A 19,807-nucleotide genomic window follows, 5' to 3' on the forward strand; every position below is an offset into this window, starting at 1 on the left:
CGCTTGATTTGAGGGGTGAATCAGTTGACAGGTCAACTAGTTCAGTATGGACGACACCGCCAACGCAGAAGTTTTGCGCGTATCAGTGAAGTTTTAGAATTACCGAATTTAATCGAAATTCAAACTTCCTCGTATCAATGGTTTCTTGATGAGGGGTTAAGAGAAATGTTCCGTGACATTTCTCCGATTGAGGACTTCACTGGTAATCTCTCTTTGGAATTTATTGACTATAGTCTGGGAGAGCCAAAGTACTCGGTGGAAGAATCAAAGGAAAGAGATGTTACTTACTCTGCACCGCTTAGAGTGAAAGTCCGTCTTGTGAACAAGGAAACAGGAGAAGTGAAAGATCAAGACGTATTTATGGGTGACTTCCCATTAATGACAGACACAGGTACTTTTGTCATTAATGGTGCTGAGCGCGTTATCGTATCTCAGCTAGTACGTTCACCTAGTGTTTACTTTAGCGGAAAAGTAGATAAGAACGGAAAGAAAGGGTTTACTGCTACCGTTATACCAAACCGCGGAGCTTGGCTTGAGTATGAAACAGATGCGAAAGATGTTGTATATGTGCGAATTGATCGAACTCGCAAACTACCGGTAACGGTTCTTTTACGTGCCCTTGGGTTTGGCTCTGATCAAGAAATCATCGATTTGATCGGTGATAATGAGTACATTCGTAACACGCTCGAGAAAGACAACACGGAAGGTATCGACAAAGCATTGCTCGAGATTTACGAGCGTCTGCGTCCAGGAGAGCCTCCTACAGTAGAAAATGCTAAAAGTTTACTCGTTTCTCGTTTCTTTGATCCTAAGCGTTATGACTTAGCAAACGTTGGACGTTACAAAATGAACAAAAAGCTTCACATTAAGAACCGTTTATTCGGTCAAACTCTAGCAGAAACTCTAGCAGATCCGGAAACGGGTGAGATTCTGGCGGAGAAAGGCACGGTTCTTGATCGCCGCGCTCTGGATAAGGTTATTCCTTATTTAGAAAATGGCATCGGGTTTAAAAACTACCAACAGTCTGGTGGCGTGTTAGAAGAAGACGTCGTTCTTCAATCTATCAAAATCTATTCTCCTAACGAAGAGGGAGAATTTGAGATTAATGTCATCAGCAATGCGTATGTTGAAGAAGAGGTTAAGTACATTACACCTGCAGATATCATCTCTTCTATTTCTTACTTCTTTAACTTATTACATGGAGTAGGACTAACGGATGATATTGACCATTTAGGTAACCGTCGTTTACGTTCGGTGGGTGAATTGCTTCAAAACCAATTCCGTATCGGTTTATCACGTATGGAGCGTGTTGTTCGTGAAAGAATGTCCATTCAGGACACGAACACGATCACACCTCAGCAACTAATCAACATCCGTCCGGTAATCGCATCAATTAAAGAGTTCTTTGGAAGCTCTCAATTGTCTCAATTTATGGATCAAACGAATCCTCTTGCAGAATTAACGCACAAACGTCGTCTTTCTGCTTTAGGACCTGGTGGATTAACGCGTGAACGTGCAGGATTCGAAGTACGTGACGTACATTACTCCCACTATGGTCGTATGTGTCCGATTGAAACGCCTGAGGGACCAAACATCGGACTGATCAACTCACTTTCTTCATTTGCGAAAGTGAATAAATTCGGCTTTATCGAAACGCCGTATCGTCGTGTTGACCCTGATTCAGGGAAAGTAACCGATCGCATCGATTACTTGACGGCAGACGAAGAAGATAACTATGTAGTGGCACAAGCAAACGCGCGTCTTGGTGATGACGGAGCATTCCTTGATGAAGAAGTCATCGCTCGTTTCCGTGGAGAAAACACGGTTATCAAACGTGAACGTCTGGACTACATGGATGTATCTCCTAAACAAGTAGTATCAGCTGCGACAGCATGTATTCCTTTCTTGGAGAACGATGACTCTAACCGTGCTCTTATGGGAGCGAACATGCAGCGTCAAGCAGTTCCTTTAATGAATCCGGAATCACCGATTGTCGGAACGGGTATGGAACACGTATCTGCGAAAGACTCTGGTGCAGCTGTGATTTGTAAATATGAAGGTATTGTAGAAAAGGTTGAAGCGAAACAAGTTTGGGTACGTCGTGTGAAAGAAATCGACGGTCAAGAAGTAAAAGGTGACCTCGATAAATATCGTATGCAAAAATTCATCCGTTCTAACCAGGGTACATGTTACAACCAGCGTCCGATCGTAAGTGAAGGTGACCGCGTAGTTAAAGGAGAAATCCTTGCTGATGGTCCTTCAATGGAAAAAGGAGAACTTGCCTTAGGACGTAACGTAATGGTTGGATTCATGACTTGGGACGGTTACAACTATGAAGATGCGATCATCATGAGTGAACGTCTTGTAAAAGACGATGTATATACTTCAATTCATATTGAAGAATATGAGTCTGAATCCCGTGATACGAAATTAGGACCTGAAGAAATCACTCGTGATATTCCAAACGTTGGTGAAGATGCACTTCGCAATCTTGATGAGCGTGGAATCATCCGCATCGGTGCTGAAGTAAAAGATGGCGACTTACTTGTCGGTAAAGTAACGCCTAAGGGTGTAACGGAGTTGACTGCTGAAGAACGCCTGTTACATGCAATCTTCGGTGAGAAAGCTCGTGAGGTCCGGGATACATCTCTTCGTGTACCACATGGTGGGGGAGGAATCATCCTCGATGTCAAAGTCTTCAATCGTGAAGACGGCGATGAATTACCACCAGGTGTTAACCAGCTTGTACGTGTATACATCGTTCAGAAGCGTAAAATTTCTGAAGGTGACAAAATGGCTGGTCGTCACGGTAACAAAGGTGTTATCTCAAGAATCCTTCCTGAAGAAGACATGCCGTTCTTGCCGGACGGTACACCGATCGATATCATGTTGAACCCATTAGGGGTACCATCACGTATGAATATCGGACAGGTGCTTGAACTTCATTTAGGTATGGCAGCAAGATACCTTGGTGTACATGTCGCTTCACCGGTATTTGATGGAGCGCGTGAAGAAGACGTATGGGCAACCATCGAAGAAGCCGGTATGGCACGTGATGCGAAAACCGTTCTTTATGATGGTAGAACAGGTGAACCGTTTGATAACCGTGTATCAGTAGGGATCATGTATATGATCAAACTTGCTCACATGGTCGATGACAAACTTCACGCACGATCAACAGGTCCTTATTCACTTGTTACGCAGCAACCGTTGGGTGGTAAAGCTCAATTCGGTGGACAGCGTTTCGGTGAAATGGAGGTATGGGCACTAGAAGCTTATGGTGCTGCTTACACTCTGCAAGAAATTCTGACGGTTAAGTCTGATGACGTTGTGGGTCGTGTGAAAACATACGAAGCCATTGTCAAAGGTGAAAACGTTCCTGAACCGGGAGTTCCGGAATCATTCAAGGTTCTGATCAAAGAACTTCAAAGTTTAGGTATGGATGTTAAGATCCTCTCTAGTAACGAAGAAGAAATTGAAATGCGTGACTTAGAGGACGAAGAAGAAGTACAACAAGCAGACACGCTAAATATCTCTGAATCTAATGCACAAGAATCACAGACAGTAGGGTCAAAAGAATAAATTTAGAGCAATTAGGGTTAGAGCCTGTAGATTAAAAGGGAGGTAGGCCCCTTGCTAGATGTAAATAATTTTGAGTATATGAAAATTGGTTTAGCTTCCCCCGATAAGATCCGTTCGTGGTCTTTCGGGGAGGTTAAAAAACCTGAAACGATTAACTATCGTACATTAAAACCTGAAAAAGACGGTTTGTTCTGTGAACGTATCTTCGGTCCTACGAAGGACTGGGAATGTCACTGTGGAAAATACAAGCGTGTCCGTTATAAAGGCGTCGTTTGTGACCGCTGTGGTGTTGAAGTAACAAAAGCTAAAGTTCGCCGTGAACGTATGGGTCACATTGAACTGGCTGCCCCTGTATCCCACATCTGGTACTTCAAAGGAATCCCAAGCCGTATGGGACTTGTTTTAGACATGTCTCCCCGCGCTTTGGAAGAAGTTATTTACTTCGCTTCCTATGTTGTAACAGAACCGGGTGACACGGCTCTGGAAAGAAAGCAACTTCTATCTGAGAAAGAGTACCGTGCGTATCGTGAGAAATACGGAGTTAAATTCCAAGCTGCAATGGGAGCTGAAGCGATTAAAAAGCTTCTGCAGGACATTGACCTAGATAAAGAAGCTGATTTCCTTAAAGAAGAACTGAAAACAGCTCAAGGTCAACGACGTACCCGTGCAATCAAACGTTTAGAAGTAGTGGAATCTTTCAGAAACTCAGGAAATGATCCGGATTGGATGATTCTTGATGTACTGCCTGTCATTCCTCCAGAGCTTCGCCCGATGGTTCAGCTTGACGGTGGACGCTTTGCAACTTCTGACTTAAATGATTTATATCGTCGTGTTATTAACCGTAATAACCGTTTGAAGCGTTTATTGGACCTTGGTGCTCCAAGTATCATCGTTCAAAACGAGAAGCGTATGCTTCAAGAAGCAGTCGACGCTTTAATTGATAATGGCCGCCGCGGCCGTCCAGTTACTGGACCAGGTAACCGTCCATTAAAATCCCTTTCACATATGCTTAAAGGGAAGCAAGGTCGTTTCCGTCAGAACCTTCTTGGTAAACGTGTTGACTATTCAGGCCGTTCTGTAATCGTCGTTGGACCTAACCTTAAGATGTATCAATGTGGTCTTCCTAAAGAAATGGCTCTTGAGTTATTCAAACCATTTGTTATGAAAGAACTTGTTGAAAAAGGATTGGCTCACAACATTAAGAGTGCAAAACGCAAGATCGAACGCGTTCAACCGGAAGTATGGGATGTATTAGAAGGGGTTATTAAAGAACATCCAGTTCTCTTAAACCGTGCACCTACTCTTCACAGACTTGGTATTCAAGCATTTGAACCAACTCTAGTCGAAGGTAGAGCGATCCGTCTTCACCCACTTGTATGTACTGCATACAACGCGGATTTTGATGGTGACCAAATGGCGGTTCACGTACCTCTATCTTCTGAAGCACAAGCTGAAGCACGCATGCTGATGCTTGCTGCCCAAAACATCCTTAATCCGAAAGACGGTAAGCCAGTTGTTACTCCGTCCCAGGATATGGTATTAGGTAACTATTACCTGACACTTGAACGTGAAAATGCTGTTGGTGAAGGTATGATCTTCAATGATGCAAATGAAGTCATTCTTGCATATCAAAATGGTTATGTTCACTTGCATACCCGTATTGCGATCCATGCCAGCACCATCAATAACAAAACGTTCACAGAAAAGCAAAATAAACAATTATTATTAACAACGGTAGGTAAAGTAATCTTTAACGAGATCTTACCTGATACATTCCCGTTCATTAACGAACCAACAAGAACGAACTTGGAAGTAGCTACTCCTGAGAACTACTTTGTTAATCCGTCAACGGACGTTAAAGAAGTATTCCAAAACCGTGAGTTAATCAACCCGTTCAAAAAAGGATTCTTAGGGAATATCATTGCGGAAGTATTCAAGAAGTTTGCTATCACAGAAACGTCCCGTATGCTTGATAAGATGAAAGACTTAGGATTCAAATACTCTACCAAAGCCGGTATTACGGTTGGTATCGCAGATATCGTCGTACTAGCGGAAAAAGAAGAAATCTTAATCGAAGCACAAAGTAAAGTAGACAACGTATTAAAACAATTTAAACGTGGTCTTATTACAGAAGATGAAAGATACGATCGTGTTATCTCAATCTGGAGTGCTGCGAAAGATACGATTCAAGGTAAATTAATGGCGACACTCGATAAACGCAACCCGATCTTCATGATGAGTGACTCAGGTGCCCGTGGTAACGCATCTAACTTTACTCAGCTTGCTGGTATGCGTGGACTGATGGCCAACCCGGCTGGTCGTATCATTGAGTTACCGATCAAATCAAGTTTCCGTGAAGGTTTAACGGTTCTTGAGTACTTTATCTCTACACATGGTGCCCGTAAAGGTCTTGCCGATACTGCACTGAAAACAGCTGACTCAGGTTACCTGACACGTCGTCTTGTTGATGTGGCCCAGGATGTAATCGTTCGTGAAGAAGACTGTGGAACAGACAGAGGCCTACTTGTAGGATCCATTAAAGAGGGTACAGAAATCATCGAGCCTCTTGAAGAACGTTTACTTGGTCGTTACTCACGTAAAACATTACGTCATCCTGAGACAGATGAAATCATCATCACAGAAAATCAGCTGATCACAGAAGACTTAGCTAAGACGATCATTGATGCTGGTGTCGAACATGTTTCGATCCGTTCTGCTTTCACATGTAACACTAGACATGGTGTATGTGAGAAATGTTACGGAACGAACCTGGCAACAGGACAAAAAGTCGAAGTAGGGGAAGCTGTGGGAATCATCGCTGCTCAATCCATCGGGGAACCGGGTACTCAGTTAACGATGCGTACGTTCCATACTGGTGGGGTTGCAGGAGACGATATCACTCAAGGTTTACCGCGTATCCAAGAGATCTTCGAAGCGCGTAATCCTAAAGGTCAAGCCGTTATTTCTGAAATCGATGGTGTAATTACTTCCATTAGTGAAGGAAAAGATCGTCAGTACGAAATTACCGTTCAAGGTGATGTGGAAACGAGAAGTTACACAGCTCCTTACACAGCTCGCTTGAAATTCGCTGTGAATGATAAAGTAGTACGCGGTCAGGAAATCACTGAAGGTTCAATCGATCCAAAAGAACTTCTTAAAGTGCGTGATGTGTCAGCCGTTCAAGAATACTTGCTGCGTGAGGTACAAAAAGTATACCGTATGCAAGGGGTTGAAATCGGCGACAAACACGTTGAGGTTATGGTTCGTCAAATGTTACGCAAGGTTCGTGTTATTGATGCTGGTGAATCAGAGGTACTACCTGGTACTCTTATGGACATCCATCAATTCAGAGATGCGAACGAAAAAGCTCTATTTGGCGGAAAACTTCCGGCAACAGGACGTCCTGTACTGCTCGGAATCACCAAAGCTTCACTTGAAACGGACTCCTTCCTATCAGCAGCATCGTTCCAGGAAACAACTCGTGTGTTAACGGACGCTGCCATTAAAGGAAAACGTGATGAGTTACTTGGATTGAAAGAAAATGTTATCATCGGTAAATTGGTTCCTGCCGGTACAGGTATGCAACGTTACCGCAAGGCAGAGCCGGTATTAGCAGAAGATACTAGTGAAGAAACAGTAACAGTAGAGTAATCTATTTAGGCTAACTCTTAGGCGTGTTTGATTGCTCAAACATAAGCTCTAAGAGTTAGCTTTTATAAATCTTTTAAATCTATGTTGACATAGAGATTTTAAGATGATAATATATTCAAGGTTGCTCCTATTAATAACCTGTTACTTTGGAGGATATGAAATGTCTTATGAAAAAGTAGCGCAGGCTAAAGAAATTATTGTAGGAACAAAGCAAGCAGTGAAAGCTCTAAAAACAGGTCATGTACTAGAGGTTGTTATTGCGGAGGATGCTGATCCCAAAGTTACAGCCAAAGTAGTTCAGGCCGCTATTGATCTTAAAGTACCGGTTAACAAAGTGGATTCCATGAAGAAACTTGGTAAATCGTGCGGAATAGATGTTGGAGCAGCAGCTGTTGCGATTATACAGTAAAATAGTTTTTGTAGAAGCTATCTGCAAAAACTTTACTTTTACCCAAAAAAGAACCACCTGGATGTGTGGGCTTACCAAATAAGAAGGGAGGAAAACAAAATGCCAACTATTAACCAATTAGTTCGCAAGCCTCGTCAGTCTAAATCAACTAAATCAAAGTCACCTGCACTTAACAAAGGTTATAACAGCTTTAAGAAAGTGCACACGAACTTGTCTTCTCCACAAAAACGTGGTGTATGTACTCGTGTTGGTACAATGACTCCAAAGAAACCGAACTCGGCGCTACGTAAATATGCTCGTGTTCGTTTAACAAATGGAATCGAGGTTACTGCTTACATTCCTGGTATCGGACATAACCTTCAAGAGCACAGTGTTGTTCTTATCCGTGGAGGACGTGTAAAGGATTTACCGGGGGTACGTTATCACATCGTACGTGGTGCGCTTGATACAGCTGGAGTTGAAGGCCGTATGCAAGGACGTTCTAAATACGGAACTAAGCGCCCTAAAGCCGCTAAAAAATAATAAAAAAATCATAAATTCATTTCTCGTTGAAAGGAGGAAATCACATGCCACGTAAAGGTCCTGTAGCAAAAAGAGACGTTTTACCTGATCCAATGTACAATTCAAAATTAGTTACTCGTTTAATCAACAAAATCATGATTGACGGTAAAAGAGGTAAAGCTCAAAAGAAACTATACGCTGCGTTTGATATCATTAGCGAGCGTTCAGGTAAAGATGCAATGGAAGTATTCGATGCAGCTCTAAAAAATATCATGCCGGTATTAGAAGTTAAAGCTCGTCGTGTTGGTGGTTCAAACTATCAAGTACCTGTAGAGGTGCGTCCAGAGCGTCGTACTACACTAGGTCTTCGTTGGTTAGTAAACTACTCTCGTCTTCGCGGTGAGAAGACAATGGAAGAGCGTTTAGCTAACGAAATCCTTGATGCAGCTAATAACACTGGAGCTTCTGTTAAGAAGCGTGAAGATACACACAAGATGGCTGAAGCGAACAAAGCGTTTGCTCACTATCGTTGGTAATCTGATCTTAAACAAACAAACCATTCTCATATAAGGAAGGAGAAAGACCGCATGCCTAGAGAGTTCTCCTTAGAAAACACTCGTAATATCGGTATCATGGCTCACATCGATGCTGGTAAAACAACTGCAACTGAGCGTATCCTATTTTATACAGGTCGTATCCATAAAATTGGAGAAACTCACGAAGGTGCTTCTCAAATGGACTGGATGGAGCAAGAGCAAGAACGTGGTATCACTATCACTTCTGCTGCGACAACAGCTCAATGGAAAGGCCATCGTATTAACATCATCGATACACCGGGACACGTAGACTTCACTGTTGAAGTTGAGCGTTCATTGCGTGTACTTGATGGTGCAGTTGCAGTACTTGATGCTCAATCTGGTGTTGAGCCTCAAACTGAAACTGTTTGGCGCCAAGCAACAACTTACGGGGTTCCCCGTGTTGTGTTCGTTAACAAAATGGACAAAATCGGTGCTGACTTCCTTTACTCTGTTGGGACACTTCATGAACGTCTACAAGCGAATGCGCATCCTATTCAGCTTCCAATCGGTGCTGAGGATGATTTCGAAGGTATCATCGACTTAGTTGAAATGAAAGCTTACTTCTATGAAGATGACCTTGGAACACGTGCAGAAGCTCGTGACATTCCTGAAGAGTACAAAGATCAAGCTGATGAATACCGCGGAAAGTTAATTGAAGCAGTTTCTGAACTTGATGAAGAGCTTATGATGAAGTACTTAGAAGGTGAAGAGCTTTCTAACGAAGAAATCAAAGCTGCTATCCGTGCGGCTACACTGACTGTTGAGTTCTACCCGGTAGTTTGTGGATCTGCATTTAAAAACAAAGGGGTTCAATTATTAATTGACTCAGTTATTGACTATCTTCCAGCACCAACAGATGTTGAAGATATCAAAGGTTTTGTTCCTGATACAGAAGAAGAAGTAACTCGTCCATCAGCTGACGATGCGCCATTCTCTGCATTAGCGTTCAAAGTTGCAACTGACCCTTATGTTGGTAAATTAACATTCTTCCGTGTGTACTCAGGAACATTAGATTCTGGTTCATACGTTAGAAACTCTTCTAAAGGTAAACGTGAGCGCGTAGGACGTATCCTGCAAATGCACGCTAACTCCCGTGAAGAAATCTCTACTGTTTACGCTGGAGACATTGCAGCGGCAGTTGGTCTGAAAGATACAAGTACTGGAGATACACTATGTGATGAAAAGAGTCTTGTTATTCTAGAATCAATGGTGTTCCCAGAGCCGGTTATCTCTCTATCTGTTGAGCCTAAATCAAAGGCCGACCAAGATAAAATGACTACTGCTCTACAAAAACTTCAAGAGGAAGATCCAACATTCCGTGCGCATACTGACCAGGAAACTGGACAGGTTATCATCGCAGGTATGGGTGAGCTTCACTTAGATATCATCGTTGACCGTATGAAACGTGAATTCAAAGTAGAAGCAAACGTAGGAGCTCCTCAAGTATCTTACCGTGAGACTTTCCGTGATACGGCTAAAGTTGAAGGTAAGTTCGCTCGTCAATCTGGTGGACGTGGACAATTCGGACACGTTTGGATCGAATTCTCACCTAACGAAGAAGGTAAAGGTTTCGAATTCGAGAACGGTATCGTCGGTGGTGTTGTTCCTCGTGAATACATCCCTGCAGTACAAGCCGGTCTATCTGATGCTTTAGAAAATGGTGTCTTAGCTGGTTTCCCACTTGTTGATGTTAAAGCAAGATTATTCGATGGTTCATACCATGACGTTGACTCCTCTGAGATGGCGTTCAAAATCGCTGCATCAATGGCACTTAAGAATGCTGCTTCTAAATGTAAGCCAGTTATCCTTGAGCCAATGATGAAGGTAGAGGTTGTTATCCCTGAGGAATACCTTGGAGATATCATGGGTGATGTAACTTCTCGTCGTGGACGCGTAGAAGGTATGGAAGCGCGCGGTAACGCTCAAGTCGTTAAAGCGTTCGTACCACTATCTGAAATGTTTGGATATGCAACATCTCTTCGTTCTAACACACAAGGACGTGGAACATACTCCATGCACTTCGATCACTATGAAGAAGTACCTAAATCGATTTCTGAAGAAATCATCAAAAAAAATAAAGGTGAATAATTGATTTATTCGCTTTTATAAAGTATAAATACTAATGTAAGCAATAGTTGTGTCAGAGGTGGTTTTATAGCTATCTCTGAGGCATCCAAAATATACTTATTTTCTTTAAAATCAAAGGAGGATTTTCAAATGGGTAAGGAAAAATTTGATCGTTCCAAGCAACATGCGAATATCGGTACAATCGGTCACGTTGACCACGGTAAAACAACTCTAACAGCTGCAATCACAACTACACTTCACAAGAAGTATGGTCGTGGAACTGCAATGGCATATGACCAAATTGACGGTGCTCCAGAAGAAAGAGAACGTGGAATCACAATCTCTACTGCGCACGTTGAGTATGAAACTGATACTCGTCACTATGCACACGTTGACTGCCCAGGACATGCTGACTATGTTAAAAACATGATCACTGGTGCTGCACAAATGGATGGTGGGATCCTAGTAGTTTCTGCTGCTGATGGCCCAATGCCACAAACTCGTGAGCACATCCTTCTTTCTCGTCAAGTAGGTGTTCCATACCTAGTTGTATTCATGAACAAATGTGACATGGTAGACGACGAAGAGCTACTTGAATTAGTAGAAATGGAAGTACGTGACCTTCTTTCTGAGTACGATTTCCCTGGCGATGACGTACCAGTAATCAAAGGTTCTGCTCTTAAAGCTCTTGAAGGAGAAGCTGAGTGGGAAGAAAAAATCTACGAACTTATGGAAGCTGTAGATAGCTACATCCCAACTCCAGAGCGTGACACTGAAAAGCCATTCATGATGCCTGTTGAGGATGTATTCTCAATCACAGGTCGTGGTACAGTTGCTACTGGTCGTGTTGAGCGTGGACAAGTTAAAGTTGGAGACACTATCGACATCATCGGTCTTTCTGAAGAGCCAAAATCTACTACTGTAACAGGTGTAGAAATGTTCCGTAAGCTTCTTGACTATGCTGAAGCTGGAGACAACATCGGTGCACTACTTCGTGGTGTAGCTCGTGAAGATATCCAACGTGGACAAGTACTTGCTAAGCCAGGTACAATCACTCCACACACAAAGTTCAAAGCAGAAGTTTATGTTCTTTCTAAAGAAGAGGGTGGACGTCACACTCCATTCTTCACTAACTACCGCCCACAGTTCTACTTCCGTACAACTGACGTAACTGGTATCTGTAACCTTCCTGAAGGTGTAGAAATGGTTATGCCTGGCGATAACATCGAAATGACTGTTGAGCTTATCGCTCCAATCGCTATCGAAGAAGGTACTAAGTTCTCTATCCGTGAGGGTGGACGTACTGTAGGTGCTGGAGTAGTAGCTACAATCACTGAGTAATCATTGATATCAAAAACAGATGGACATCATGTCCATCTGTTTTTTTGTTTAAAATAGCTATACCATTTAGACGTACTACAACGTTTTTGATAATGGGGCTGACGAGTTTCTTCTATATAGTATAGTACTTGTTCATTTATGTTGATCAACCTTCAGTAGATATTTTGAAAATGAAATATTTTGGCTTATGACACACACTTCATTTTATATATACTGCTTGATAAGTAATTGAAACACTAAGTTGATTGGAGCATCCCGGAGCGGAAATGGAAATCAACAAGCACTCACTCTTGAGAAAATATTATAAATCAGAGCTATATAAGAATGATTAATATTTCCCTTTGGATTAAAGTCCTTTAATCCACTAACATTGTTATATTTAATATTGTGAAAATACCACATAACCTTGAAAATACCACGGTTCGTTTGTATAATAAAGAAAGTGTGCAAAACATAAAGAATTTGTAAGAAACAGTTGCATCTTCTAGGTGTTTTAGTTATAATAGACAATGTTGGTCTTTGACTGCGATGAAACAGAAGGTTGCTGACACACACGGCCGCTTTGCCATGGCGAGTGTGTGGGAAATTTCTGTGGAGAATGTCTATTCAAAAATAGGCGATAAAGGAGGGGAAATAATGGCAAAACAAAAGATTCGTATCCGTTTAAAGGCTTATGATCACAGAATTCTTGATCAATCAGCTGAGAAAATTGTTGAAACAGCAAAACGTTCTGGTGCGGCGGTTTCTGGACCGATCCCACTACCGACTGAAAAGTCTGTTTACACAATCTTACGTGCTGTACACAAATACAAAGATTCTCGTGAGCAATTCGAAATGCGTACTCATAAACGCTTAATCGACATTGTAAACCCAACACCTCAAACAGTTGATGCGCTTATGCGTTTAGACTTACCATCAGGTGTAGATATCGAAATCAAACTTTAATTCATAAAAACCATAATTATTAGGAGGTGTGACTTATGACCAAAGGAATCTTAGGAAGAAAGATTGGTATGACTCAAGTTTTCGCTGAAAACGGTGATCTTATCCCTGTAACTGTTATCGAAGCTGCTCAAAACGTGGTACTTCAAAAGAAATCTATCGATGTTGATGGCTACGAAGCTATCCAAGTAGGTTTTGAAGACAAACGTGAAAAGCTTTCTAACAAACCAGAGAGAGGCCACGTTGCTAAAGCTGAAACTGCTCCTAAGCGCTTCATCCGTGAAATCCGCGGTGTAAACGTAGAAGAGTACGAAGTTGGTCAAGAAGTCAAAGTTGATATTTTCGCGGCAGGCGAAATCGTAGATGTAACAGGAGTTTCAAAAGGTAAAGGATTCCAAGGTGCTATCAAGCGTCATAACCAATCTCGCGGACCTATGTCCCATGGTTCTCGTTACCACCGTCGTCCTGGTTCAATGGGTCCTGTTGATCCAAACCGTGTATTCAAAGGTAAATTACTACCTGGACGTATGGGCGGAGAGCAAATTACAATTCAAAACCTTGAAATTGTAAAAGTTGATGCAGATCGTAACCTTATCTTAGTTAAAGGTAATGTACCTGGACCTAAGAAACAACTGATCAAAGTAAAATCAGCTATTAAAGCAAACTAATAGAACTTTTCAAGAAAGGAGGAAACAAGAATGCCGAAAGTAGCATTATTTAACCAAAGCGGTTCTAAAGTTGGTGATATCGAACTTAATGACACTGTTTTTGGTATCGAACCAAACAAACATGTAATGTTTGAAGCAGTATTGATGCAAAGAGCTTCTTTACGTCAAGGGAATCACAAAGTAAAAAATCGTTCTGAAGTACGTGGCGGTGGGCGTAAGCCTTGGCGTCAAAAAGGAACTGGCCGTGCTCGTCAAGGGTCAATCCGTTCTCCACAATGGCGCGGTGGTGGTACTGTATTTGGACCAGTTCCACGCAGCTACAGCTACAAACTTCCTAAGAAGGTCCGTCGCTTAGCGATCAAATCTGCTCTTTCTTCTAAAGTAGTAGAAGAAAACATCTTAGTATTAGAAGCATTATCATTCGATGCTCCTAAAACAAAAGAATTTGCTAACGTTCTTAAAGGTCTATCTGTTGATTCTAAAACATTAGTAATCACTGATGGCATCGACGAAAACGTAGCACTTTCTGCTCGTAACATCCCTGGTGTAACTGTTGTTCCTGCTGATGGAATTAGCGTTCTGGATGTATTAGGACACGACAAACTAGTGATCACTAAATCAGCTGTTGAAAAAGTAGAGGAGGTGCTTGCATAATGGATGTACGTGAAATCATTAAGCGCCCCGTAATTACAGAGGCTTCAACTGATCTTATGTCTGAGAAAAAGTATACTTTCGAAGTTGATACTAGAGCTAACAAAACTCAAGTAAAAGACGCTGTTGAAGAAATCTTTGACGTGAAAGTAGATAAAGTTAACATCATGAACTACAAAGGTAAGTTCAAACGTATGGGTAAACACGCTGGTTACACTAACAAGCGTCGTAAAGCAATCGTTAAGCTTACTGCTGATAGTAAAGAAATCGAATTCTTTGAAGTATAAAATTCTTTAATTAAGAAGAGGAGGGAAAAACATGGCGATTAAAAAGTATAAACCTACCTCTAATGGTCGTCGCGGCATGACTAGTTCTGATTTCGCTGAAATCACTACAGATTCTCCGGAAAAGTCACTTTTAGCACCCCTACACAAAAAGGGTGGCCGTAACAACCAAGGTAAGTTAACAGTTCGTCATCAAGGTGGCGGTCATAAGCGCCAATACCGTATCATCGATTTCAAACGTGAAAAAGATGGTATACCTGGACGCGTTGCTACGATCGAATACGATCCAAACCGCTCAGCAAACATTGCACTAATTAACTACGCTGATGGGGAAAAACGTTACATTCTTGCACCGAAAACAATCGAAGTAGGTATGGAAGTAATGTCTGGACCTGAAGCAGATATTAAAGTGGGTAACGCATTACCACTTATCAACATCCCAGTTGGTACAATCGTACACAATATCGAACTTAAACCAGGTAAGGGTGGCCAGTTAGTACGTTCTGCTGGAACATCTGCTCAAGTACTTGGTAAAGAAGGTAAATATGTACTTGTACGTCTTAACTCTGGTGAAACTCGTATGATTCTTTCTGCTTGTCGTGCTACTGTAGGCCAAGTTGGAAATGAACAACACGAACTTATCAACATTGGTAAAGCCGGACGTTCTCGTTGGTTAGGTAAACGCCCAACAGTTCGTGGTTCTGTAATGAACCCTAACGATCACCCACACGGTGGTGGTGAAGGACGCGCTCCAATCGGACGTAAATCACCAATGTCTCCATGGGGTAAACCTACTCTTGGATACAAGACACGTAAGAAAAACAACAAATCTGATAAATTTATTGTGCGTCGTCGCAAAAAATAACGGGATTGTACTACGGTTCCTGAAAAGAGCCGTAGATCAATCACGAAGGGAGGTTCAAACATGGGTCGTAGCTTAAAAAAAGGACCTTTTGTTGATGATCATTTAATGAGTAAGGTTGAGAAATTGAACGAAACTGAAGGCAAACAAGTTGTTAAAACTTGGTCTCGTCGCTCAACGATCTTCCCAGCATTCATCGGTCACACTATCGCAGTTTACGATGGTCGTAAACATGTACCTGTATACGTCACTGAAGACATGGTAGGACACAAGCTTGGTGAATTCGCACCATCTCGTACTTACAAAGGTCATGCAAGTGATGATAAGAAAACAAGACGCTAATTGAGAGGAGGGTATCCTAATGCAAGCAAAAGCTGTTGCAAGAACAGTACGTATTGCTCCTCGTAAAGTACGTTTAGTCGTTGATCTAATCCGAGGTAAGCAAGTTGGAGAAGCGGTTGCTATCTTAAAGCATACACCTAAAGCTGCTTCACCAGTAATCGAAAAAGTACTTAAGTCTGCTATTGCGAACGCAGAGCACAACTTTGACATGGATATTAATAGCCTAGTGGTAACTGAGGCTTATGTAAATGAAGGACCAACACTTAAACGTTTCCGTCCTCGTGCGATGGGACGTGCAAGTCAAATTAACAAACGTACAAGTCACATTACACTTGTCGTATCAGAAAAGAAGGAGGGATAAGCTGTGGGTCAAAAAGTACATCCGGTCGGACTTCGTGTCGGTATAATCCGTGATTGGGAATCTAAATGGTACGCAGATAAAGATTACGCTAATCTATTACACGAAGACATTAAAGTACGTGAATATATTGCAAAACGTTTAGTAGACGCTTCTGTTTCTAAAGTAGAAATCGAGCGCGCTGCAAATCGTATTAACATTACTGTTCATACAGCTAAGCCTGGTATGGTTATCGGTAAAGGTGGTACAGAAGTTGAAGCTCTTCGTAAAGCACTTAACGAACTTACTTCAAAACGTGTACACATCAACATCGTTGAAATCAAAAGAGCTGACGTTGATGCTAAACTAGTAGCAGAAAACATCGCTCGTCAATTAGAAAACCGTGTTTCTTTCCGTCGTGCTCAAAAGCAATCAATCCAACGTGCTATGCGTGCTGGAGCAAAAGGAATCAAAACACAAGTATCTGGTCGTTTAGGCGGAGCAGATATCGCTCGTGCAGAACATTACAGTGAAGGTACTGTTCCACTTCATACACTACGCGCTGACATTGACTATGCTCATGCAGAAGCTGACACAACTTATGGTAAGCTTGGCGTTAAAGTATGGATCTACCGTGGAGAAGTTCTTCCTACAAGAAAGAAATCTGAGGAAGGAGGCAAATAATTATGTTATTACCTAAACGCGTTAAACATCGTCGCGAACACCGCGGAAAAATGCGTGGACGTGCTAAAGGCGGTCAAGAGGTAGCGTTCGGTGAATACGGTTTACAAGCAGTGGAAGCTTCTTGGATCACAAACCGTCAAATCGAGGCAGCTCGTATCGCTATGACTCGTTACATGAAACGTGGCGGTAAAGTATGGATTAAAATCTTCCCTCATAAACCTTACACTGCAAAACCTTTAGAAGTACGTATGGGTTCAGGTAAAGGTGCTCCAGAAGGTTGGGTAGCAGTAGTTAAGCCTGGAAAAATCATGTTTGAAATCGCTGGTGTGTCTGAAGAGGTAGCTCGTGAAGCACTTCGTCTAGCATCACACAAACTTCCAATCAAAACGAAGTTTGTAAAACGTGAGGAAATTGGTGGTGAATCAAATGAAAACTAATGAAATTCGTGACCTAACCACTGCTGAAATTGAACAAAAAGTAAAAACTCTAAAAGAAGAGTTATTTAACCTTCGCTTCCAACTTGCGACTGGGCAATTAGAAAATACAGCTCGCATCCGTGAAGTCCGCAAAGGGATCGCTCGTATGAAAACTGTAATCCGTGAAAGAGAGATCGGGGTTAACAATCGATAAATGAGAGGAGGTTTGCTTAAATGAGTGACCGCAACCAACGTAAGGTATACACTGGCCGTGTTGTTTCCGACAAAATGGATAAAACAGTAACGGTTATGGTAGAAACTTATAAAAAGCATTCTCTATACGGCAAGCGCGTTAAGTACTCTAAGAAGTTTAAAACTCATGATGAGAACAACGAAGCAAAAGTAGGCGATATCGTACGTATCATGGAGACTCGTCCACTATCTGCTACAAAACGTTTCCGTTTAGTAGAAGTTGTTGAAAAAGCAGTTATTATCTAATATATTTGTTCGGATATTTTATATTCCGAAGGGAGGTTACCTACATGATTCAACAAGAATCACGTTTAAAAGTTGCTGACAACTCTGGTGCTCGTGAAGTATTAACTATCAAGGTGCTTGGTGGTTCTGGACGCAAAACAGCTAACATCGGTGATGTTATCGTGTGTACAGTAAAACAAGCAACACCAGGTGGCGTTGTTAAAAAAGGTGACGTAGTAAAAGCGGTTGTTGTACGTACTAAATCTGGTGTACGTCGTCAAGACGGTACTTACATTAAGTTCGACGAGAACGCTTGTGTAATTATCCGTGACGATAAGGGTCCACGTGGAACTCGTATCTTCGGACCTGTTGCTCGCGAACTACGTGACAGCAACTTTATGAAAATTGTATCTTTAGCTCCAGAAGTTCTTTAATAGATATTTAGCATTGGGCCATTCAAGGAGGTGCGATGAAATGCATGTAAAAAAAGGCGATAAAGTAATGGTCATTACTGGGAAAGATAAAGGCAAAACAGGTGTTGTTCTTGCTTCATTCCCTAAGAAAGACCGAGTGCTAGTTGAAGGAATCAACGTTGTAAAAAAACACGCTAAGCCTTCACAGATGAACCCGCAAGGCGGAATCATCAGCCAAGAAGCATCTATCCATGTATCAAATGTTATGCTTCTAGATCCGAAATCTAACGAGCCAACTCGTGTAGGTTATAAGACAGAAGACGGCAAAAAAGTACGTGTAGCAAAAAAATCAGGTGAAGTTCTAGATAAATAGTACGATTAAGAAGGGAGGTATTCTGAATGAACCGCCTAAAAGAAAAATTTCAACAAGAAATCAGTCCAGCTCTAGTGAGCAAATTCAATTACAAATCAGTAATGGAAGTACCTAAAGTTGAAAAGATCGTTGTCAACATGGGTATCGGTGAAGCTGTTCAAAATTCAAAAGCTCTTGATGTAGCTGTTGATGAGTTGACTCAAATCACTGGTCAAAAGCCAGTTGTAACGAAAGCTAAAAAATCTATCGCAGGCTTCCGTCTTCGTGAAGGTATGCCTATCGGTGCAAAAGTTACTCTTCGTGGAGAGCGTATGTACCAATTCTTAGATAAATTAATTTCTGTTTCACTTCCACGTGTACGTGACTTCCGTGGTGTTTCTAAAAAAGCATTCGACGGTCGCGGTAACTACACATTAGGAGTTAAAGAGCAATTGATTTTCCCTGAGATTGACTATGATAAAGTGTCTAAAGTACGTGGTATGGATATCGTAATCGTAACAACTGCGAACACAGACGAAGAAGCTCGTGAATTATTGACACAAATCGGAATGCCATTCCAAAAGTAATCGCTATATAAGGGAGGCGAAAATGTGGCTAAAAAATCTATGATTGCGAAACAAAAACGCACGCCAAAGCATAATGTTCAAGCGTACACACGTTGCGAACGTTGCGGACGTCCTCATTCAGTTATCCGTAAATTCAAGCTTTGCCGTATTTGTTTCCGTGAACTTGCATACAAGGGTCAGATTCCTGGCGTTAAGAAAGCTAGTTGGTAATACCCTATATTGGGAAGGAGGTAAATTATTATGACAATGACAGATCCAATTGCAGATTTGCTTACTCGCATCCGTAATGCGAACATGGTTCGTCACGAAAGATTAGAAGTTCCTGCTTCTAACATCAAGAAAGAAATTGCAGAAATCCTTAAACGTGAAGGTTTCGTACGTGACGTAGAATATGTAGAAGATAACAAGCAAGGAGTTATCCGCATTTTCTTAAAATATGGAGCAAACAACGAACGTGTAATTACTGGATTAAAGCGTATCTCTAAACCTGGTTTACGTGTATATGCAAAATCTACAGAAGTACCTAGAGTATTAAACGGTTTAGGTATCGCACTTGTTTCTACTTCTACAGGTGTTTTAACTGATAAAGAAGCTCGTGCTCAACAAGTAGGCGGAGAAGTACTAGCTTACGTTTGGTAATATTTTTTATATGAATGGAGGTGC

Annotated in this window: 23 protein-coding genes; all 23 read left to right on the forward strand. The window is 41.7% G+C overall.

Translation table 11 applies throughout. From position 1 onward, the window contains the following. The first annotated feature begins 24 nt into the window (after positions 1–24). On the forward strand, positions 25–3,582 hold the full coding sequence (rpoB, locus tag FZC88_RS22780; RefSeq protein ID WP_148996557.1) for a DNA-directed RNA polymerase subunit beta: 3,558 nt from the start codon (positions 25–27) through the stop codon (positions 3,580–3,582). A 51-nt stretch (positions 3,583–3,633) separates the two neighbouring features. Continuing rightward, positions 3,634–7,233 carry a DNA-directed RNA polymerase subunit beta' gene (gene rpoC / locus FZC88_RS22785; protein WP_148996558.1) on the forward strand — a complete coding sequence of 1,200 codons (3,600 nt, stop codon included), beginning with the start codon at positions 3,634–3,636 and terminating at the stop codon, positions 7,231–7,233. A 160-nt stretch (positions 7,234–7,393) separates the two neighbouring features. Then, positions 7,394–7,642, forward strand: a complete 249-nt coding sequence (locus FZC88_RS22790; RefSeq protein ID WP_148971237.1) for a 50S ribosomal protein L7ae-like protein — start codon at positions 7,394–7,396, stop codon at positions 7,640–7,642. Positions 7,643–7,741: 99 nt separating this feature from the next. After that, complete coding sequence (gene rpsL, locus FZC88_RS22795) at positions 7,742–8,164, forward strand: 30S ribosomal protein S12 (protein WP_032085266.1); 423 nt, start codon at positions 7,742–7,744, stop codon at positions 8,162–8,164. Positions 8,165–8,208: 44 nt separating this feature from the next. Beyond that, positions 8,209–8,679 (forward strand): 30S ribosomal protein S7, encoded by a 471-nt coding sequence (rpsG, locus tag FZC88_RS22800; RefSeq protein WP_034765993.1) that lies wholly within the window; start codon positions 8,209–8,211, stop codon positions 8,677–8,679. Between the two features lie 51 nt (positions 8,680–8,730). Next, entirely contained in the window at positions 8,731–10,809 is a 2,079-nt protein-coding gene (gene fusA / locus FZC88_RS22805) for an elongation factor G (RefSeq protein ID WP_148971238.1), read from the forward strand. Positions 10,810–10,938: 129 nt separating this feature from the next. Further along, positions 10,939–12,129 carry an elongation factor Tu gene (gene tuf, locus FZC88_RS22810; RefSeq protein WP_113970887.1) on the forward strand — a complete coding sequence of 397 codons (1,191 nt, stop codon included), beginning with the start codon at positions 10,939–10,941 and terminating at the stop codon, positions 12,127–12,129. A gap of 636 nt (positions 12,130–12,765) precedes the next feature. Continuing rightward, the gene (rpsJ, locus tag FZC88_RS22815; RefSeq protein ID WP_007085291.1) at positions 12,766–13,074 is read left to right on the forward strand and encodes a 30S ribosomal protein S10; all 309 of its coding nucleotides are present in this window, start codon (positions 12,766–12,768) and stop codon (positions 13,072–13,074) included. 35 nt (positions 13,075–13,109) lie between these two features. Further along, positions 13,110–13,739: a 50S ribosomal protein L3 gene (gene rplC, locus FZC88_RS22820; RefSeq protein ID WP_148971239.1), complete on the forward strand. Its 630-nt coding sequence runs from the start codon at positions 13,110–13,112 to the stop codon at positions 13,737–13,739. Between the two features lie 30 nt (positions 13,740–13,769). Beyond that, positions 13,770–14,393 carry a 50S ribosomal protein L4 gene (rplD, locus tag FZC88_RS22825; RefSeq protein WP_148971240.1) on the forward strand — a complete coding sequence of 208 codons (624 nt, stop codon included), beginning with the start codon at positions 13,770–13,772 and terminating at the stop codon, positions 14,391–14,393. Continuing rightward, complete coding sequence (gene rplW / locus FZC88_RS22830; RefSeq protein WP_058300085.1) at positions 14,393–14,677, forward strand: 50S ribosomal protein L23; 285 nt, start codon at positions 14,393–14,395, stop codon at positions 14,675–14,677. Before rplD ends, rplW begins: the two co-directional genes overlap by 1 nt. A 31-nt stretch (positions 14,678–14,708) precedes the next feature. Beyond that, positions 14,709–15,539 (forward strand): 50S ribosomal protein L2, encoded by an 831-nt coding sequence (gene rplB, locus FZC88_RS22835; protein WP_044340525.1) that lies wholly within the window; start codon positions 14,709–14,711, stop codon positions 15,537–15,539. A 60-nt stretch (positions 15,540–15,599) separates the two neighbouring features. Further along, complete coding sequence (gene rpsS / locus FZC88_RS22840) at positions 15,600–15,878, forward strand: 30S ribosomal protein S19 (RefSeq protein WP_148971241.1); 279 nt, start codon at positions 15,600–15,602, stop codon at positions 15,876–15,878. 19 nt (positions 15,879–15,897) lie between these two features. Beyond that, positions 15,898–16,239: a 50S ribosomal protein L22 gene (rplV, locus tag FZC88_RS22845; RefSeq protein WP_034765976.1), complete on the forward strand. Its 342-nt coding sequence runs from the start codon at positions 15,898–15,900 to the stop codon at positions 16,237–16,239. 3 nt (positions 16,240–16,242) lie between these two features. Next, a complete protein-coding gene (rpsC, locus tag FZC88_RS22850; RefSeq protein WP_034765973.1) occupies positions 16,243–16,899 on the forward strand; it encodes a 30S ribosomal protein S3 in 657 nt (218 codons plus the stop codon). Positions 16,900–16,901: 2 nt separating this feature from the next. Beyond that, the gene (gene rplP, locus FZC88_RS22855) at positions 16,902–17,336 is read left to right on the forward strand and encodes a 50S ribosomal protein L16 (protein ID WP_044340527.1); all 435 of its coding nucleotides are present in this window, start codon (positions 16,902–16,904) and stop codon (positions 17,334–17,336) included. Next, positions 17,326–17,529, forward strand: a complete 204-nt coding sequence (gene rpmC, locus FZC88_RS22860; protein ID WP_032085278.1) for a 50S ribosomal protein L29 — start codon at positions 17,326–17,328, stop codon at positions 17,527–17,529. The genes rplP and rpmC overlap by 11 nt, the downstream gene beginning before the upstream one ends. Before the next feature lie 20 nt (positions 17,530–17,549). Then, positions 17,550–17,813, forward strand: a complete 264-nt coding sequence (rpsQ, locus tag FZC88_RS22865; RefSeq protein ID WP_032085279.1) for a 30S ribosomal protein S17 — start codon at positions 17,550–17,552, stop codon at positions 17,811–17,813. Between the two features lie 44 nt (positions 17,814–17,857). Then, the gene (rplN, locus tag FZC88_RS22870; protein WP_032085280.1) at positions 17,858–18,226 is read left to right on the forward strand and encodes a 50S ribosomal protein L14; all 369 of its coding nucleotides are present in this window, start codon (positions 17,858–17,860) and stop codon (positions 18,224–18,226) included. 40 nt (positions 18,227–18,266) lie between these two features. Continuing rightward, positions 18,267–18,578 (forward strand): 50S ribosomal protein L24, encoded by a 312-nt coding sequence (gene rplX, locus FZC88_RS22875; RefSeq protein ID WP_034765969.1) that lies wholly within the window; start codon positions 18,267–18,269, stop codon positions 18,576–18,578. 26 nt (positions 18,579–18,604) lie between these two features. Beyond that, positions 18,605–19,144 (forward strand): 50S ribosomal protein L5, encoded by a 540-nt coding sequence (rplE, locus tag FZC88_RS22880; protein WP_148971242.1) that lies wholly within the window; start codon positions 18,605–18,607, stop codon positions 19,142–19,144. Between the two features lie 24 nt (positions 19,145–19,168). Continuing rightward, a complete protein-coding gene (locus FZC88_RS22885; protein ID WP_010191505.1) occupies positions 19,169–19,354 on the forward strand; it encodes a type Z 30S ribosomal protein S14 in 186 nt (61 codons plus the stop codon). 30 nt (positions 19,355–19,384) lie between these two features. Next, on the forward strand, positions 19,385–19,783 hold the full coding sequence (gene rpsH, locus FZC88_RS22890; protein ID WP_060674108.1) for a 30S ribosomal protein S8: 399 nt from the start codon (positions 19,385–19,387) through the stop codon (positions 19,781–19,783). Positions 19,784–19,807 lie beyond the last annotated feature (24 nt).

Origin of the sequence: Rossellomorea aquimaris (genome assembly GCF_008180865.1) — a bacterium.
GTDB classification, from domain to species: Bacteria; Bacillota; Bacilli; order Bacillales; family Bacillaceae_B; genus Rossellomorea; species Rossellomorea yichunensis.

What these genes read in the sequence shown, in the direction of transcription:
- rpsH (WP_060674108.1), top strand. Translation starts at nt 19,385, where the DNA reads ATGACAATGACAGATCCAATTGCAGATTTGCTTACTCGCATCCGTAAT.
- rplD (WP_148971240.1), top strand. Translation starts at nt 13,770, where the DNA reads ATGCCGAAAGTAGCATTATTTAACCAAAGCGGTTCTAAAGTTGGTGAT.
- FZC88_RS22790 (WP_148971237.1), top strand. Translation starts at nt 7,394, where the DNA reads ATGTCTTATGAAAAAGTAGCGCAGGCTAAAGAAATTATTGTAGGAACA.
- rpsJ (WP_007085291.1), top strand. Translation starts at nt 12,766, where the DNA reads ATGGCAAAACAAAAGATTCGTATCCGTTTAAAGGCTTATGATCACAGA.
- rpmC (WP_032085278.1), top strand. Translation starts at nt 17,326, where the DNA reads ATGAAAACTAATGAAATTCGTGACCTAACCACTGCTGAAATTGAACAA.
- fusA (WP_148971238.1), top strand. Translation starts at nt 8,731, where the DNA reads ATGCCTAGAGAGTTCTCCTTAGAAAACACTCGTAATATCGGTATCATG.
- rplV (WP_034765976.1), top strand. Translation starts at nt 15,898, where the DNA reads ATGCAAGCAAAAGCTGTTGCAAGAACAGTACGTATTGCTCCTCGTAAA.
- rplC (WP_148971239.1), top strand. Translation starts at nt 13,110, where the DNA reads ATGACCAAAGGAATCTTAGGAAGAAAGATTGGTATGACTCAAGTTTTC.
- rpsG (WP_034765993.1), top strand. Translation starts at nt 8,209, where the DNA reads ATGCCACGTAAAGGTCCTGTAGCAAAAAGAGACGTTTTACCTGATCCA.
- rplX (WP_034765969.1), top strand. Translation starts at nt 18,267, where the DNA reads ATGCATGTAAAAAAAGGCGATAAAGTAATGGTCATTACTGGGAAAGAT.
- rplE (WP_148971242.1), top strand. Translation starts at nt 18,605, where the DNA reads ATGAACCGCCTAAAAGAAAAATTTCAACAAGAAATCAGTCCAGCTCTA.
- rplP (WP_044340527.1), top strand. Translation starts at nt 16,902, where the DNA reads ATGTTATTACCTAAACGCGTTAAACATCGTCGCGAACACCGCGGAAAA.
- rplB (WP_044340525.1), top strand. Translation starts at nt 14,709, where the DNA reads ATGGCGATTAAAAAGTATAAACCTACCTCTAATGGTCGTCGCGGCATG.
- rpsQ (WP_032085279.1), top strand. Translation starts at nt 17,550, where the DNA reads ATGAGTGACCGCAACCAACGTAAGGTATACACTGGCCGTGTTGTTTCC.
- rpsS (WP_148971241.1), top strand. Translation starts at nt 15,600, where the DNA reads ATGGGTCGTAGCTTAAAAAAAGGACCTTTTGTTGATGATCATTTAATG.
- tuf (WP_113970887.1), top strand. Translation starts at nt 10,939, where the DNA reads ATGGGTAAGGAAAAATTTGATCGTTCCAAGCAACATGCGAATATCGGT.
- rplN (WP_032085280.1), top strand. Translation starts at nt 17,858, where the DNA reads ATGATTCAACAAGAATCACGTTTAAAAGTTGCTGACAACTCTGGTGCT.
- rpsL (WP_032085266.1), top strand. Translation starts at nt 7,742, where the DNA reads ATGCCAACTATTAACCAATTAGTTCGCAAGCCTCGTCAGTCTAAATCA.
- rplW (WP_058300085.1), top strand. Translation starts at nt 14,393, where the DNA reads ATGGATGTACGTGAAATCATTAAGCGCCCCGTAATTACAGAGGCTTCA.